This is a genomic window from Miltoncostaea marina, assembly GCF_018141525.1.
Classification (GTDB): Bacteria; Actinomycetota; Thermoleophilia; order Miltoncostaeales; family Miltoncostaeaceae; genus Miltoncostaea; species Miltoncostaea marina.
Map to the genome: position 1 here is coordinate 2192424 of NZ_CP064655.1, position 14450 is coordinate 2206873.

At 78.4% G+C, this 14450-nt stretch carries 14 protein-coding genes and 1 tRNA gene; 8 read left to right on the forward strand and 7 right to left on the reverse strand.

The window, feature by feature from the left end; genetic code table 11:
- Positions 1-23 precede the first annotated feature (23 nt).
- Together ITJ85_RS10970 and ITJ85_RS10975 are read right to left on the reverse strand one after the other, a co-directional pair.
- Positions 24-2483: an ABC transporter permease gene (locus ITJ85_RS10970; protein WP_217913146.1), complete on the reverse strand. Its 2460-nt coding sequence runs from the start codon at positions 2481-2483 to the stop codon at positions 24-26.
- On the reverse strand, positions 2477-3250 hold the full coding sequence (locus ITJ85_RS10975; protein WP_217913147.1) for an ABC transporter ATP-binding protein: 774 nt from the start codon (positions 3248-3250) through the stop codon (positions 2477-2479). Before ITJ85_RS10975 ends, ITJ85_RS10970 begins: the two co-directional genes overlap by 7 nt.
- A gap of 126 nt (positions 3251-3376) precedes the next feature.
- Between ITJ85_RS10975 and ITJ85_RS10980 the strand changes: the two genes are divergently transcribed.
- Both ITJ85_RS10980 and ITJ85_RS10985 read left to right on the forward strand, forming a co-directional pair.
- A complete protein-coding gene (locus ITJ85_RS10980) occupies positions 3377-4726 on the forward strand; it encodes a cryptochrome/photolyase family protein (protein ID WP_217913148.1) in 1350 nt (449 codons plus the stop codon).
- A gap of 43 nt (positions 4727-4769) precedes the next feature.
- Positions 4770-5456, forward strand: a complete 687-nt coding sequence (locus tag ITJ85_RS10985) for a zinc metallopeptidase (protein WP_217913149.1) — start codon at positions 4770-4772, stop codon at positions 5454-5456.
- A gap of 7 nt (positions 5457-5463) precedes the next feature.
- On the opposite strand, the gene ITJ85_RS10990 is transcribed toward ITJ85_RS10985, so the two are convergent.
- The gene (locus ITJ85_RS10990) at positions 5464-6327 is read right to left on the reverse strand and encodes an exodeoxyribonuclease III (protein ID WP_217913150.1); all 864 of its coding nucleotides are present in this window, start codon (positions 6325-6327) and stop codon (positions 5464-5466) included.
- 50 nt (positions 6328-6377) lie between these two features.
- Between ITJ85_RS10990 and ITJ85_RS10995 the strand changes: the two genes are divergently transcribed.
- Positions 6378-6587 (forward strand): hypothetical protein, encoded by a 210-nt coding sequence (locus tag ITJ85_RS10995; protein ID WP_217913151.1) that lies wholly within the window; start codon positions 6378-6380, stop codon positions 6585-6587.
- A gap of 3 nt (positions 6588-6590) precedes the next feature.
- On the opposite strand, the gene ITJ85_RS11000 is transcribed toward ITJ85_RS10995, so the two are convergent.
- Positions 6591-6803 (reverse strand): hypothetical protein, encoded by a 213-nt coding sequence (locus ITJ85_RS11000; RefSeq protein ID WP_217913152.1) that lies wholly within the window; start codon positions 6801-6803, stop codon positions 6591-6593.
- A 25-nt stretch (positions 6804-6828) separates the two neighbouring features.
- Positions 6829-6993: a hypothetical protein gene (locus ITJ85_RS11005; RefSeq protein ID WP_217913153.1), complete on the reverse strand. Its 165-nt coding sequence runs from the start codon at positions 6991-6993 to the stop codon at positions 6829-6831.
- A 912-nt stretch (positions 6994-7905) separates the two neighbouring features.
- Here ITJ85_RS11005 and ITJ85_RS11010 point away from each other — a divergent pair.
- Both ITJ85_RS11010 and ITJ85_RS11015 read left to right on the forward strand, forming a co-directional pair.
- Complete coding sequence (locus tag ITJ85_RS11010) at positions 7906-9363, forward strand: MFS transporter (protein WP_217913154.1); 1458 nt, start codon at positions 7906-7908, stop codon at positions 9361-9363.
- Positions 9364-9365: 2 nt separating this feature from the next.
- Complete coding sequence (locus ITJ85_RS11015; RefSeq protein WP_217913155.1) at positions 9366-9971, forward strand: TetR/AcrR family transcriptional regulator; 606 nt, start codon at positions 9366-9368, stop codon at positions 9969-9971.
- 136 nt (positions 9972-10107) lie between these two features.
- On the opposite strand, the gene ITJ85_RS11020 is transcribed toward ITJ85_RS11015, so the two are convergent.
- Positions 10108-10180, reverse strand: a tRNA-Gly gene (locus ITJ85_RS11020).
- Between the two features lie 106 nt (positions 10181-10286).
- Here ITJ85_RS11020 and ITJ85_RS11025 point away from each other — a divergent pair.
- Both ITJ85_RS11025 and ITJ85_RS11030 read left to right on the forward strand, forming a co-directional pair.
- Positions 10287-11099 (forward strand): class I SAM-dependent methyltransferase, encoded by an 813-nt coding sequence (locus ITJ85_RS11025; RefSeq protein ID WP_217913156.1) that lies wholly within the window; start codon positions 10287-10289, stop codon positions 11097-11099.
- A 61-nt stretch (positions 11100-11160) separates the two neighbouring features.
- Positions 11161-12366 (forward strand): FapA family protein, encoded by a 1206-nt coding sequence (locus ITJ85_RS11030; RefSeq protein ID WP_217913157.1) that lies wholly within the window; start codon positions 11161-11163, stop codon positions 12364-12366.
- A gap of 26 nt (positions 12367-12392) precedes the next feature.
- Here the strand turns inward: ITJ85_RS11030 and argS are convergent, their stop codons facing one another.
- Entirely contained in the window at positions 12393-14051 is a 1659-nt protein-coding gene (gene argS, locus ITJ85_RS11035) for an arginine--tRNA ligase (RefSeq protein WP_217913158.1), read from the reverse strand.
- A 132-nt stretch (positions 14052-14183) separates the two neighbouring features.
- Here argS and ITJ85_RS11040 point away from each other — a divergent pair, with 132 nt between their 5' ends.
- On the forward strand, positions 14184-14447 hold the full coding sequence (locus tag ITJ85_RS11040; RefSeq protein ID WP_217913159.1) for a hypothetical protein: 264 nt from the start codon (positions 14184-14186) through the stop codon (positions 14445-14447).
- Positions 14448-14450: the final 3 nt, after the last annotated feature.

Sequence of the window (14450 nt, forward strand, 5' to 3'; positions counted from 1 at the left end):
GGCCGCGAGCGATGCGGCGGCGGTCACTCCACGAGACGCAGGGCGCTCGGGATGTCCATCCGGCGCAGACGGCCCACCAGGAGCAGCGGGGCCGCCGCGACCGCGGCCAGCCCGATCGCGACGGCGAGGCCGAGCGTCGAGGCGGCGAGCGTCGCCTCGACGCCCACGTCCGGCACGGAGGTGCCGGCCAGCGACCGCAGCATCCAGCCGAGGACGAGCCGCCCCGCGCCGATGCCGATGGCCGTGGCGACCGCGCCGACGATTAGGCTCTCTGCGACGACCACGCCGACCACCGACCGCAGCGGCAGGCCGAAGGCCCGCATCGTGGCGTGCTCGCGCCGGCGCTCCTCGACCGTGATGCGGGACGCGTTGAGCGCGATCAGCAGCGCGAGCGCCAGCACGGCGGCCGCGGTGATCGCCAGGAAGCCCGTGAACTGGTCGAGGGCGTCGTCGAAGGCCCCGCTCACCCGCGCCACCGGCTGGCTCGAGGCGACGCCGGGCAGCGCGAACACGTCACGCTGCACCTCGGCGGGCGTGGCCCCCGGGGCGGGGTAGGCGTGGACGAGGTTCACGACCCCCGCCAGGCCGAAGCGGGCCGCCGCGCGGAGGTCCATGTACGCGAAGCCGCGCAGCGGGTTGCCGTGGACGGCGGTCACGCGCACGGGCGCGCGCACGAGGCCGAGGGTGCCGTCCGGCCGCCGCGCGGGGTGGCGCACGACGAGCAGGTCGCCCACCCCCACCCCCAGGTCGCGCGCCGCCTTGCGGGCCAGCGCGACGCCGTCGCCGAGCGGGGCGCCGCCCGTCGTGGGCGTCCACGCCGCCCGCCGCGTGTCCACGAGCTCCAGCAGCAGCGGCAGGTCCTCGCCGCCGGGCCCCGCGAGGGCGGTGACCGGCAGGCGCAGGCCGGCGTCGACGCGGCCGACCGCCGGCGCCGCCGCGATCGACGCGACCACCCCCGAGCCGGCCGCGTGCAGCCCGTCGAGCTGCACGAGCACCCGCCCCGGCGCGCCGCGCGAGAGCTCCGCGTCGCCCTGCGCGATCGTCCGCTGGAAGCTGTCGAGCATCCCGAGCGTCGCGACCAGCGCCGTGATCGCGGCGCCGACGCTCACGGCCGTCAGCAGCGTGCGCCGCGGGGTGCGCAGGGCGTTGCGCACGGGCATCTGGACGAGGCTCGAGCCGGGCAGGCGCAGGCGGCGGGTCCAGTCGCCGAGGCGCCCCCGCCGCGCGGCGAGATGGCCGGTCCGGATCGCCTCGATCGGCTCCACCCGCAGCGCGCGCCAGACGGGCAGGGCGCTCGCCAGCAGCGGGATGGCGATGCCGAGCGCCGCGGCCCGCCCGAAGGCGTCCAGCTGGAAGGGCGCCCGCTGGACCGGCAGGGGCAGGATGTCCCGCAGCAGGCCCTTCATCGCCTCGCCCACCAGCAGGCCCACGCCGAGGCCGGCCAGCGTGCCGAGCAGGGCGACCTGCGCCCCCACCAGCATCGGCCGCACGGCGAGGCGACGCCGGGGCACGCCGAGGGCCATGCCGATGCCGATCTCCCGCCGCTGCGCCTCGACGACCCGGCTCACGAGGCTGAACGCGGCGATCGCGGCGGCGCCCAGCACGAGCGCCGACAGGGCGTCCCACATCCGCTGATCGTTCCCGATGTCCTCGTACAGGGTGCGCACCGCGAACGCGTCCTCGCGCGGGGACACCGTCGCGGCGAGCCCCCGGGCGGCGAGCGCGGCCGTGAGCTGCGTCGCCACCCGCCCGCCGTCCGCGCCGGGCGCCAGGCGCACGACCAGGTCGTTCACCCGCCCCGGCCGGCCCGTCACCCGCTGCGCCCCGGCGAGCGGCATGTACACGGGCGCGAGCTCGCCCGCGTTGATGATCAGCCCCTCCGGCCCCTCGTAGTAGAAGTCCTCCGGGATCATCCCGACGCCCGTGTAGTCGACCCGGCGGCCGCCCGCGACCAGCAGCGAGCCGGCCGGCGGCAGGCCGCGGTCGGTCGCGAACTTGGCCTCGAGCACCGCCTGCGGGCGCGCGGCGGCGGGGTCGGGCTGCGCGCCGCGCTCGACCCAGAGGGCGTCGACCGCCTGCCGGGCGCCGGTGCCCATGCCCACGATCCGGGCCACGACGAGCACCGGGCCCTCGTCGCCGGTCGCGGCGACCTGGCTGTCGACCACCAGCCGCTCGGAGGCGGCGGCGATCGCGTCGCCGTCGTCGATGCCGCGCGCCGCCCGCAGCAGGGTCCCCTCGCGCGCCACGACGCCCGGGGCGAGCGTCGCCCGCAGGTCGTGCATCCGCAGGGCGGCGAAGCTCTCGTCGTTCGACAGCCGGCGCCAGGTCGAGGTGCTGCCCAGCCCCGCGAAGACGCCGATGCCGATCGCCATCACGAGGGCGATCGCCACGACGGCGCCGGCGCGGTCGCGCAGGTCGCGCCACGACAGCCGGAGCCACGTCCAGCGGCCGCTCGGCAGCCCCCGGCGGCGGCGCGTCACCATCGCAGGTCGGCGATGCGCGCCCGGCCGCCGGACGGCGGCCCGTCGGCGACCACCCGCCCGCTGGAGAGCTCGATCACCCGGTCGGCGACCCGCGAGATCTCGCGGTTGTGGGTCACCACGAGCACCGTCTTGCCCGCCCGCGCCTGCTCGTCCAGCACGGCGAGGATCTGCACGCCGGTGCGGAAGTCGAGCTCCCCGGTCGGCTCGTCGGCGAGCATGATCGGGTTGCCCGTCGCGAGCGCGCGGGCGATCGCCACCCGCTGCTGCTCGCCGCCGGAGAGCTGGTGCGGGAAGTGGCGCAGCCGGTCGCCGAGGCCCACCGAGTCGAGGGCCTCGAGCGCCCGGGCCGCGGGGTCGGGCCGCTCGGCGACGTCGGCGCCGAAGCGCACGTTCTCGAAGGCGGTCAGGCCCGGGAAGAGGTTGAAGGTCTGGAAGATGAAGCTGACGGTGCGGCGGCGCAGCGCGGCGCGCGCCGCCTGCGAGGCGCGGGTGATGTCGGCGCCCGCGACGCGGACCGTGCCGGCGGTGGGCGTGTCGAGCGCGCCGATCATGTTGAGGAGCGTCGTCTTGCCGCAGCCCGACGGCCCGAGGATCACCACGAGCGCCGACTCGTCCACGTGCAGGTCGACGCCCTCCAGAGCGGTCACGTCGATGTCGCCGATGCGGTAGCGCTTCGACACGCCGTCGAGGTCGATCCGCGTGCCGGCGTGCCCCTGGCGGGCATCGACCGCCGCGACGGGCGCCCGCCCGGTGCCGAGCCCGCCCATCGCACCCCCCGCCCTCGCCCGCCGGATGGAATGAGCGTCGGCCGCAGCGCCGGCCGGCGCATCGGTGGGCGCCGCGATCCGGCTGCGGCTTTCCCGGCGGGCCGGCCCTGCGAGGATGGTCACGCCATGAGGGCCGCCGTCGTCCTGTTCACGCGCGACCTGCGCGTGCACGACCACCCCGCGCTCGCGGCCGCCGCGCGCGAGGCGGAGCTCGTCCTGCCCCTGTTCGTGCTCGACGACGCGGTGCTGGCCGGGGCGGGCGCCAACCGGCGCGCGTTCCTGGCCGACTCGCTGGCCGCCCTCGACGAGGCGCTGCGCGCGCGGGGCGCCGCCCTGCACGTGCGGCGCGGCGACCCGGCACGCGAGGCCGTCGCGGCCGCCCGCGAGGCCGGCGCCGGGGCGATCCTGCTGTCCGACGACGTGAGCGGCCACGCGCAGCGACGGCTGCGCCGGCTGCGCGCCGCCGCGGGCCCCGAGCGCATCGAGGTGCGGCCGATGCCGGGCGTTGCCGTGGTGCCGGCGGGCGAGCTGCGGCCCGCGGCCGGGCCCGCGTACGAGGTCTTCACGCCGTACCACCGCCGATGGGCCGAGCAGCCGCGCCGGCCGCTCGAGCTCCCGCTCGAGCGGCTGCGGGCGCCCGGCGCCGCCCCCGCCGCGCCGGCGGCGGCGCTCGACGCGCTGCGCGCCGGCGGGCGGCCCAGCCCGGGGCGCCCGCCGGGCGGCGAGCCGGCGGGCCGCGCCCGGCTGGCCGCCTGGGCCGCCGAGGGCGTCGCGGGCTACAGGTCGGCGCGCGACGACCTCGCCGCCGACGCCACCTCGCGGCTGTCGGCGTACCTGCACCTCGGCTGCCTGTCGCCGCTCGAGGCCCTCGAGCGGGCCGGGGACGGCCCCGGCCCGGCGGCCTTCGCCCGGCAGCTCTGCTGGCGCGACTTCCACGCCCAGCTGCTCGCCGCGCGGCCGTGGATCGCGGGCGAGGACATGCACCCCGCCGCCGGCGGGTGGCGCGACGACGACGCGCTACTCGACGCGTGGACGCGCGGGGCGACCGGCTACCCGCTCGTCGACGCCGGCATGCGCCAGCTGCGCGAGGAGGGCTTCATGCACAACCGCGCCCGCCTGGTGGTGGCGTCGTTCCTCACGAAGGACCTCGGCATCGACTGGCGGCGCGGCGCCGCCCACTTCATGGACCTCCTCGCCGACGGCGACGTGGCCAGCAACGCCGGCAACTGGCAGTGGGTCGCGGGCACGGGTGCCGACACCCGCCCGGGGCGGATGCTCAACCCGACCCTGCAGGCGCGCCGGTACGACCCCGACGGCGCCTACGTGCGCCGTCACGTGCCGGAGCTCGCCGGCGTCGAGGGACCCGCCGTCCACGAGCCGTGGGACCTCGGCCTGCTGCGTCCGGGGGGCTACCCCGAGCCGGTCGTCGACCATCGGGCGGCCGCGGCGGCGCACCGCGCCCGCCGCCGGCGCTGACGCCGCCGGTGCGCGCCGCGCGGGCACCCCGGGGGCGCGCGGCGTGATCGCGCTCCTGTGGCTGCTGCTGATCGTGCCGCTGTTCGCCGGCCTGCTCGCCCAGGACCGCGTCCGTGCCCGGTTCGCCCGCTACCGGGCGATGCCCAACGGCGCGCGCCTGACCGGCGCGGAGGCGGCCCGGGCGCTGCTCGACGCGCTGGGGCTGCGCCGCGTGCGGGTCGAGGTGGTCCCCGGGGCGCTGACCGATCACTACGACGGCGCGGCGGGCGCCCTGCGGCTGTCCCGCGAGGTGGCGCTCGAGCCGAGCGTCGCGGCGCTCGCCATCGCCGCCCACGAGGTCTCCCACGCCCACCAGGACGCGTCCGGCAGCCGCGCCTACCGCCTGCGCATGACGGTGGGCGAGCCGCTCGGCCGGCTGGCGCCCTGGTCGGGGCTCTTCTTCATCGGCGGCTTCTGGCTCGGGATCCCCGTGCTGATGACCCTGTCGCTGCTCTACGTGGGCGGCCTCGTCGCATTCGCCCTCGCGACCCTGCCGGTCGAGATCGGCGCGAGCCGCTTCGCCCTGCGGATGCTCGCCGACGCGGGGCTGACGGCACCTGCCGAGGCCGGCGCCGTGCGGCGGGTGCTGCGGGCCGCGGCGCTGACCTACGTGGTCGGGCTGCTGCGCCAGGTGGGGCTGTTCCTCGCGCTCGTGCTCATCCTCGAGGCCACGCGCCGCGGACTCGGCTGAGCGGCGGTCAGGGCGCCTGGGGCAGCCGCGCCGCACCGCGCCGGGCGGGCTTCGCCGACGGCGGCGGCACGACCGGCCCGATGTCGCCGTCGGGCGCCTCGTCGAGGTCGACGATCACCGGCGCATGGTCGCTGGGCCCGCTGCCCTTGCGCGCCTGGCGGTCCACCCAGGCGGCGCGCACCCGCTCGGCGACCGGCGCCGAGGCGAGCACCAGGTCGATCCGCATGCCGAGGTCCTTGTGGAACATGCCGGCGCGGTAGTCCCAGTAGGTGAAGATGCGCTCCGACGGCCAGCGCTCGCGCACCACGTCGCGCAGCCCGAGCCGCGTCAGCTCGGCGAGCGCCTCCCGCTCGGGCGGCGTGACGTGCGTCTGGCCGACGTACGCGTCGGGGTCGAACACGTCGGCGTCGGCCGGCGCCACGTTGACGTCGCCGCAGACGACCGCCGCCTCGGGGCCGTCGCGCACCACGTCGCGCAGCGCGGCCAGCCAGGCCAGCTTGTAGCGGTAGTGGTCCGAGCCGGGCGACCGGCCGTTGGGCACGTAGACGCTGTGCACCCGCACCGCGTCGCAGGTCGCGGCCACCGCGCGCGCCTCGGGCCGCGACCAGGCGGGCTCGCCGGCCAGCCCGGTCGCCACGTCCGCCAGGCCCACCCGGGAGAGGATCGCCACGCCGTTCCACCCGCCCTGCCCGTGCGCGGCCACCTCGTAGCCGCGCCGCCCGAGCTCCTCGCCGAGCAGCTCGGCGAAGGCGGCGTCGGCGAGCTTCGTCTCCTGCAGGCACACCACGTCAGGGCGCCGCTCGTCCAGCCAGGGCAGCAGGCGCGGCATCCGCTGCCGCACCGAGTTGACGTTCCAGGTGGCGATCCGCATGCGTCCGCCTGGCATTGTGCACGCTCCACGACCACGACGGAGAGGACGCCATGGCCGTTCACCTGACCCCGGACGAGATCGCCGTCATGCTCGAGGCCGAGCCGGACGCCGTCGTCGAGGCCGCCCAGGACGTCGACGTGCCGGTCTTCCAGGGCCGCATCGACCGGGTGCTGCTGGCCGAGGCGCTCGGCCGGGCGGGCCACCCCCTCGCCCCCGTGGCCCGCGAGCGGCTGCTGCGCGACGGGGACGTCTCGGGCTGACGGTCAGCCCCCGGCGCGGCGCACGACCTCGAGCAGCTCGACGAGGTCGTGCCAGTAGGTGAACACGTAGACGGGCGGCAGCGCCGCCGAGCCGCGCAGCGCCAGGAAGTCGGCGGTCGTCATGGAGAGCTCCTCCTCGAGCGCGCCGATCGCGTCGCGGATCGTCGTCTCGCTGAGCGGCGGGGAGCCGTGCTGGCACCAGGGACACGAGCCCATGCGTCCGGCATCGGCATCCGCCGGGTCACGATGAGGCGCGGGGCGGGGCCGCCGTCGCGCGGGACCCGCCGGCGGCCGCCGGCGACCGGCTGCGCGAGGCGGTGCGCACGGCGAGGGTGCAGGCCGCGGCGAGGAGCAGGAGGCCCTCGAGCACGAGCCCGGAGGCGTCGCCGAGCTCCCCGAGCACCATCGTCGCGACGCGGGGCCGGCGGCCCCGATCGCGACGGGGACGGCCGCGCGGTTCGGGACGTCGCCCGCCCTCCCCGCCGCGAGCTCGAGCGTCAGGCCGACCGCCCGGAGGCGGACCGCGGCGAGGGCGAGGCCGAACGGGCGCCAGGCCGGGTCGTCGCCGGATCGCATCGCCGCCGGCGGCGGCATCATGATCGCGGCCGCCGCCAGCGTCACGCGGCGCACGGCGCGCCGTGCGGTCCGCCGGGTCGAGGCGGATCGGCGCCCGGCCGCCGTGTGACGCGTCGCCCGCGCCTGCCGGGCGCGCCACGACGCGTCGGCGGGCAGGCCCCGGAGCGCCTGGGAGAGGACGCCGAGCGCGATGCGCCGCTCCGGGTCCCGCGGGCGCGCTCGTGCGCCATGTGATCGTGTAGGTCGGCGCGGACCCCGCCGATGCGCCGCTCCGCCACGGGGCCGGGCAGGCGGCGCGTGCACGCCGCACCCACCCGGTGACCAGCGCCGCGGTCCGCTCCGGGCTCACGCGGGATCCGAGGCGGGTCGTGGCGACGGCGCGGCGGCGGCGAAGGCCCTGGCGCGCTCGGTCGCCGCCGCGCCCCGGCTCGTGGCCGCGTAGCAGCGCCGACGCGGCCGCCCCTGCACGCCCGCCGCTTCCTCCCACCGCGAGGTCAGCACCCCGGACTCCTCGCGCCTGCCCAGCGCCCTGTCGGGCGTCCCGCGGGCCGTCAGCCGACGCGACCCGGCCCGCTTCCGAATCGTCCACCGGGTGGCAGGCGGCAGCGGGCGCAGCACACCAGGCGCTCGCCCGGCGGGCCTGAGCGAGGCCCCCGGACCGCAGCGCAGCCGCTTGACGTCAGACAGTGGTGTCTGGTTTATATTCCAGACACCACTGTCTGACCTATCGGAAGGGGCCGCCATGCACGACCACCGGAATTGTCACCGGCCGGCCACGGCGCGGGGATCGGCCGGCACACGGAAGGGTGCGCTGCTGCTCGTGCTGCTGGTGGCCCAGCTGATGGTCATCCTCGACATCACCGCGGTGAACATCGCGCTGCCGAGCCTCGCGGCGGACCTGGAGCTCACCGGCTCGGCGATCAGCTGGACGATCACCAGCTACTCGCTCGTCTTCGGCAGCCTGCTGCTCCTCGGCGGCCGGGCCGCCGACCTCCTGGGGCGCCGGCGGATGTTCCTCACCGGCCTCGGCCTCTTCACGCTCTCGTCGCTGGCGACCGCCACGGCGGGCAGCGCGGAGGCCCTCTTCGCCGCGCGGGCCGGCCAGGGCCTGGGTGCCGCGATGCTCTCCCCCGCGGCCCTCGCGATCATCATGGGCGCCTTCGAGGGCGCCGCGCGCGCCAGGGCGCTCGCCGCCTGGAGTGCCGTCGGCGGGGCGGGCGCGGCCGTCGGCGTCCTCGTGGGCGGCGTGCTGACCGAGGTGGCCGACTGGCGCAGCATCTTCGCCGTCAACCTCCCCGTGGCCGCCGCGCTCGCCGTCGGGGCCCGGGTGGTCGTGCCGGCCGACGCCTCGACGCCGCGCTGGAGGGGACTGGACGCGCGCGGGGCCGTGCTGGCCACCGCGAGCCTCGCGTCGATCGTCGTCGCCATCACGCAGGCCGAGGCCGCGGGCTGGGCATCCGCCCGGACGCTCGTCGCCGGCCTCGGCGGGGTCGCCGGGCTCGCCGCGTTCGCGGCGCTCGAGCGCCGCACCGCCGCGCCGCTCCTGCGGATCGAGCGGCTGGCCGACCGCGCGGCCGGCGGCGGCCTGGTCCTCATGATCGCCGCAGCCGGCTCGATCTTCGGGCTCTTCCTCCTCAGCTCGCTCTACCTGCAGAACGCCCTCGGGATGGGGCCGCTGGCGACGGGGCTCGCCTTCGTCCCGCTCGCCCTCGCCGTGGGCGCCGGCGCCCACGTGGCCGGGCACGTCGTCGGCCGGCACGGCGTGCGCGGCCCGCTCGCCGCCGCGTTCCTCGTGGCCGCGGCCGGGATGACGCTGCTCGCCCACGTCGCCGAGGACGGGGACTACGTGCGGGACGTCCTGCCGGGGATGCTCGTCGCCGGGGCCGGCCTCGGCGTCGCCGTCGTCGCGGTCTCGATCGCCATCCTCACGGGGGCGCGCGACGGCGAGGCGGGGATGATGTCCGGGATCACCACGACGGGACACGAGATCGGCGGCACGATCGGCATCGCCGCCCTCTCCGCGGTCGCCGCCGCGGGCGGCGCCGTCGCCGGCCCCGGTACGGCGGCGGGGATCGCCCTGGCGTTCGTCGCGGCCGCGATCATCGCTATCGTCGCGGGCGTCGTCGCCCTGTTCGTCCTCCCCCCCGCCCGCCACTTCGTGCCGCGGCTGCAGGCCCCCGGCGCGATGCCCGTCCACTGACGATGCCGCCCCGCGCCACACCGAGCCCCTCCCCGCGCAGGCCGCGTCGCGCCGACGCCGAGCGCAGCGTCGCCGCCATCCTCGACGCGGCGCTGGAGGGGCTGGCGGGCGATCCCGACGTGTCGATGGCGGAGATCGCCCGCCGCGCCGGCGTCAGCCGCGCGACGACATACGTGCACTTCCCCACCCGGGAGGCGCTCGTCACCGCCGTGACCGAGCGCGCGATCGCCGACGTGGCGGCGATCCTCGCCACCGCCGACCCCGCGGCCGGCGACGCTGCCGACGCGCTGCGCCGCGTGCTCCGCGCGGCGTGGCGGGAGCTCGACCGCTTCCACGCCCTGGTCGCGATCAACGCCCGGCTCCCGCGCGAGGAGTTCCACCGCCTCCACGTCCCGGTGCTGACGCATCTCGCCCCCCTGATCGCGCGCGGCCAGCAGGAGGGCGCCTTCCGCGCGGACGTGCCGGTCGCCTGGCACCTGTCGATGCTGCTGGCCATCGTCCACGCCGCGAGCGGCGAGCTGCGCGCGGGCCGCGTGGCGGCGGACGACGTGGAGGGGGTCATGGTCGCCACGGTGCTCGGAGCGGTCGGCGCGCACGCCACCGCGTGAGCGGCGGCGGCGTCCGTCGCCCGGCGGAACGCGACCGCCCCCGACGGGCATCCTCCCCGCGCCGACCAGGAGGCGGCGACAGCATCGAGACGACGCGAGCGGGGCTGGGAACGGCCGGCGATCGTCGCCTCGGCGAAGCGGACGACGGGGTTCGAACCCGCGACCTTCGGCTTGGGAAGCCGACGCTCTACCAACTGAGCTACATCCGCGACGTGCCCTCAACGGTACCACGGCTCCGCGCGCCGTCGAGGGGGTTGACGGGCCCCGGCGGGCGGGCGTAGACCGGCCCCACGGCGACGTCGCGAGGGGGCGGTCGTGGACGAGCTCGAGTCGGTGCGGGCGGCGCAGCGCGCGATGTGGGGCGCCGGCGACTTCACGCCCTTCGCGGCGCGGATCCGGCCGGTGGGCGCCCGCCTGGTCCGGGCCGTCGGCGCGGGGCCGGGCACGGAGCTGCTCGACGTCGGCTGCGGCACGGGCAACGTGGCGATCCAGGCGGCGCAGGCCGGGGCGCGGGTGACCGGGGTGGACCTGGCGCCCGAGATGCTGGCCCGGGCCCGCGCGCAGGCCGAGGCGGCGGGCGTGGAGGTGGCCTGGGTGGAGGGCGACGCCGAGGACCTGCCGGTCGCCGACCGCAGCGTCGACGCGGTGGTCTCGTCGTTCGGCTGCATGTTCGCGCCGCGGCACGAGGTGGCGGCCGCGGAGATCGCGCGGGTGCTGCGGCCGGGCGGGCGGATGGCGGTCGCCGCGTGGCGGCCCGACGGCGCGATCGCGGCGTTCATGCGCGTGGGCGCGGCGCACATGCCCCCGCCGCCGGCGTCGGCGAGCCCGCCGGTGCTGTGGGGCGACGAGGCGCACGTGCGCGAGATCTTCGCGGGGACCGGTGTGGATCTCGGCTTCGAGGACGGACACGTCGACATGGTGTTCGCCTCGGCCGGCGACGCCGTGCGCGAGCACCTGACCGGCTTCGGCCCGCTGCTGGCCGCGCGACGGGTGCTCGAGCCGGAGGGCCGCTGGCAGGCGCTCGCCGACGACGTCGCCGCCTTCTTCGCGCGCCTCCCCGCGCGGGAGGGCGGCGAGGTCGCGATGCCGGGCGACTACGTGGTGATCACCGGGCGCGCCCCCGGCTGAGGCCTCCACGATCTGTCCATGCGGCGTGGCGCGCGACGGCGCGCCGGCCGATGCGCTGGGTGTGAGCCTCCCCCTCGCAGCGGCGCCGGCCGCCCCCGGCCGCGGGCACGCACCCTGGCGCCCGGCGCCGGGGGCCGGCGCGCAGGGGGTCGAGGCGGGCACGCTGCTGGGCGTCGGCGGCGACGCCGCGCGGGAGGGCGCCGGCGAGGGCGTGGTGGCGGTGGAGCGCCCGGGCGGCCGCGTGGAGCTGCGGGCGGCGCGCGACGGCGCCCCGCGCGTCGCGGACGGCCGCCTGATCGTCGACGCGCTGCGGGTCGTGGAGGGGCACGTCGACCGCTCGCGGGGCGACCTGGCGGTGCACGGCGCGCTGGTGGTGGAGGGTCAGATCGCGCCCGGCCGAACCGTCGCCGCCACGGGCGGCCTGCGGGTGGCCGGCAACGCCGACCGGGCCGTCGTGACCGCCGGCGGGGCGCTCGTGCTGGAGGGGCGCGTGAGCGCCTCGCACCTGCGCGGCGGCCAGGCGGCCGCGCTGCGGCGCCGCCTGGCGCGGCCGCTGGGGGGCCTCGGCCCCCAGCTGGACGCGCTGGCCGAGACGGCCCGTGTGCTGGCGGGCGCCGCGGCGGCCCGGGGCCGGGCGGTGTCGGACGCCGACGCCCTGGCCGCGCTGGCCGGTGCGCGGTTCCCCGGGCTTGCCGAGCGCATCGCCGAGGGCGCCGAGGCCGCGGCGGCCGCCTCCGGCGACGACCGCGGGCGCCCGGGCATCGCCGCGGTCGTGCGCGCGGCGCGCCGTGCGGTCGAGGCCCCGGCCTCGGTCGCCGACCCCCTGGCCGCCATCGACGAGGCGGCCGGCGTCCTGGCCGCCGCGCTGCCGAGCGCCCGGCCGCCGGCCGAGCCGGCCATGCGCGTGGCGCTCGCCGCCTCGTGCGCGATCGAGGCGGCCGGATCCCTGTGGCTCACGGGGGCCGGCGCGACCGACTGCGACATCGCCGTGGCCGGCGACCTGTTCGCGATGGGCGGCGTGGGCCTGCGCGCCTGCCGGGCGACCGTCGGCCGGCGCGTGCGAGCCCGCGAGCTGTCGGGCCGCGACGGGCGGCCGCTCGAGCTGGCGCTGGAGACCCACGGCACCGACGACGAGCTGCTGCGCGCCGACGTGGTGCAGCCGGGCGTGGTGCTGGTGGCGGGCGGCGAGCGGATCCGCATCGACCGGCGCCGCGCGGACGTGCGGCTGGCCCTCGTCGGCGGGCGGCCGCAGCTCACCTCGTCCTGAGCGCGCGCGGCGCCCGGCGCCGCGGGCTACATCGACTCGGGCGCCTCCACCCCGAGCAGGCCCAGGCCCGCCCGGATCGTGCCGGCCGTGGCCCGGCAGACGTCCAGCCGGAAGGCCTGCACCTCGGGCGCCTCCCCCACCACGCGGCAGCGGTGGTAGAAGGCGTGGAAGTCGCGCGCGAGGTCGATCAGGTACGCGGCCACCCGGTGGGGCGCGCGGCGCTCCTGCGCCTCGGCCACCGCGGTCGGCCAGTCGGCCAGCCGCATCACCACGGCCCGCTCGGCCGGGTCGAGCGCCGGCGGCGGCCCCGGCGCCGTGACCGGATCGCCGGCCTGCGCCAGGATGCTGCAGACGCGCGCGTGGGCGTACTGGACGTAGTAGACCGGGTTCTCCTGGCTCTGCTCGCGCGCCAGGTCGAGGTCGAGGTCGAGGGGGGTCTCATGGCTGCGGTGCACGAGGAAGAAGCGGGCCGCGTCCACGCCGATGTCGTCGAGCAGGTCGCCGAGCGTCACGACCGTGCCCGCGCGCTTGCTCATCTTCTTCGCCTCGCCGCGCTCCAGCAGGCTCACCAGCTGCACGACGCAGACCTCGAGCGCGTCGGGGTCGTGCCCGCCGGCCGCCAGCACGGCGCGCAGCCGGGCGATGTAGCCGTGGTGGTCGGCGCCGAGCACGTCGATCAGCAGGTCGTCGCCGCGCCCCGCCTTGTCGAGGTGGTACGCCACGTCGGCGGCCAGGTAGGTCGGCTCGCCGTCGCTGCGCACGAGCACGCGGTCCTTCGTGTCGCCGTAGGCGCTGGTGCGGAACCACACCGCGCCCTCCTCGGCGTACGCGTCGCCCGCCTCCTCGAGGGCCGCCACGCCGGCCCGCACCCGGCCGGCGCGGTGCAGCGAGCGCTCCGAGAAGTAGGCGTCGTGGGTCACCCGGAAGCGGGCGAGCTCGCCGCGGATCGACGCCAGCATGAGCTCCTCGCCGCGCGCGGCGAACAGCTCCAGGGCCTCGGGGGAGGTGGTGGCGTCGTCGGCGTGGCGGTCGCCGATCTCCTCGCGCAGGGTCCGCGCGATGGCGGCCACGTAGTCGCCGTGGTAGCCGTCCTCGGGCACCTCGGCGGGGCGGCCGCACTCCTGGGCGTATCGCGCCGCCACCGACGCGCCGAACAGGCGCATCTGGCGGCCCCAGTCGTTGACGTAGTACTCGCGCGTCACCCGGTGGCCCGCGAAGGCCAGCAGCCGCGCCAGCGCGTCGCCGTACGCCGCCTGGCGCGCGTGGCCCACGTGCAGCGGGCCGGTCGGGTTGGCGGAGACGAACTCGAGCAGGATCGCCTGCGGCGTGGCCGCGGCGCCGGCGCCGTGGCCGTCGCCGGCGGCCGCCACCTGCGACGCGGCGGCCGCGAACCAGGCGGGCGCGAGGGTCATGTTGAGGAACCCGGGGCCGGCCACCTCCACGCCGGCCAGCCAGCCGGCCGCGCCGGCGTCGTCGCGCAGGCGCGCGGCGATGGACTCGGCGATCTCGCGCGGCGGGCGCCTGGCCGCCTTCGCGAGCGTCATGGCGACGGGGCTCGCGATGTCGCCCATCCCCGGGCCGGCGGGCGGCGCCAGCGGCACCGCGGGCGGCTCGGCGCCCACCGCGGCGGCGGCCGCGCCGGCCAGCGCCGACCGGATGGGCTCGAGGAGGGGGGCGTCCGCCACGGGCGGGCAGCTTACCGGGCGGCCGCGCTCGGCCTCGCCGGGCTGGTCGCGATCGCGGCCGGGTGCGGCGGCGGCGACGAGGCGGGGGGCGCCGCGACCACGGCCGGCGGGACGACCGGCACCCGGCTCGTCGTGCGCGAGTTCGACGGCGATCGGCTCGTGCGCGTCCACCGGCCGGACTGCTCGGGCGCCGACGGCCCGTGCGCCCGGGTGGCCGCCCTGCTCCCCCGGCTCGCCCCCGACCCGGACGAGATCTGCACCGAGGTCTACGGTGGGCCCGGGCGGCTGGTGGTCGAGGGCCGCCACGACGGCGCGCCGGTGCGGGTGGAGGTGACCCGGACCGACGGCTGCCAGATCGCCCGCCACGACCTGCTGCGGGCCGCGCTCGGGGGCTGAGCG

Coding starts and splice junctions, on each gene's coding strand:
- ITJ85_RS11005 (WP_217913153.1), bottom strand. CDS start 6,993: ATGGTGCTCGGGGAGCTCGGCGACGCCTCCGGGCTCGTGCTCGAGGGC.
- ITJ85_RS10990 (WP_217913150.1), bottom strand. CDS start 6,327: ATGCGGATCGCCACCTGGAACGTCAACTCGGTGCGGCAGCGGATGCCG.
- ITJ85_RS11015 (WP_217913155.1), top strand. CDS start 9,366: ATGCCGCCCCGCGCCACACCGAGCCCCTCCCCGCGCAGGCCGCGTCGC.
- ITJ85_RS10975 (WP_217913147.1), bottom strand. CDS start 3,250: ATGGGCGGGCTCGGCACCGGGCGGGCGCCCGTCGCGGCGGTCGATGCC.
- ITJ85_RS11000 (WP_217913152.1), bottom strand. CDS start 6,803: ATGGGCTCGTGTCCCTGGTGCCAGCACGGCTCCCCGCCGCTCAGCGAG.
- ITJ85_RS11010 (WP_217913154.1), top strand. CDS start 7,906: ATGCACGACCACCGGAATTGTCACCGGCCGGCCACGGCGCGGGGATCG.
- ITJ85_RS10995 (WP_217913151.1), top strand. CDS start 6,378: ATGGCCGTTCACCTGACCCCGGACGAGATCGCCGTCATGCTCGAGGCC.
- ITJ85_RS10970 (WP_217913146.1), bottom strand. CDS start 2,483: ATGGTGACGCGCCGCCGCCGGGGGCTGCCGAGCGGCCGCTGGACGTGG.
- ITJ85_RS10980 (WP_217913148.1), top strand. CDS start 3,377: ATGAGGGCCGCCGTCGTCCTGTTCACGCGCGACCTGCGCGTGCACGAC.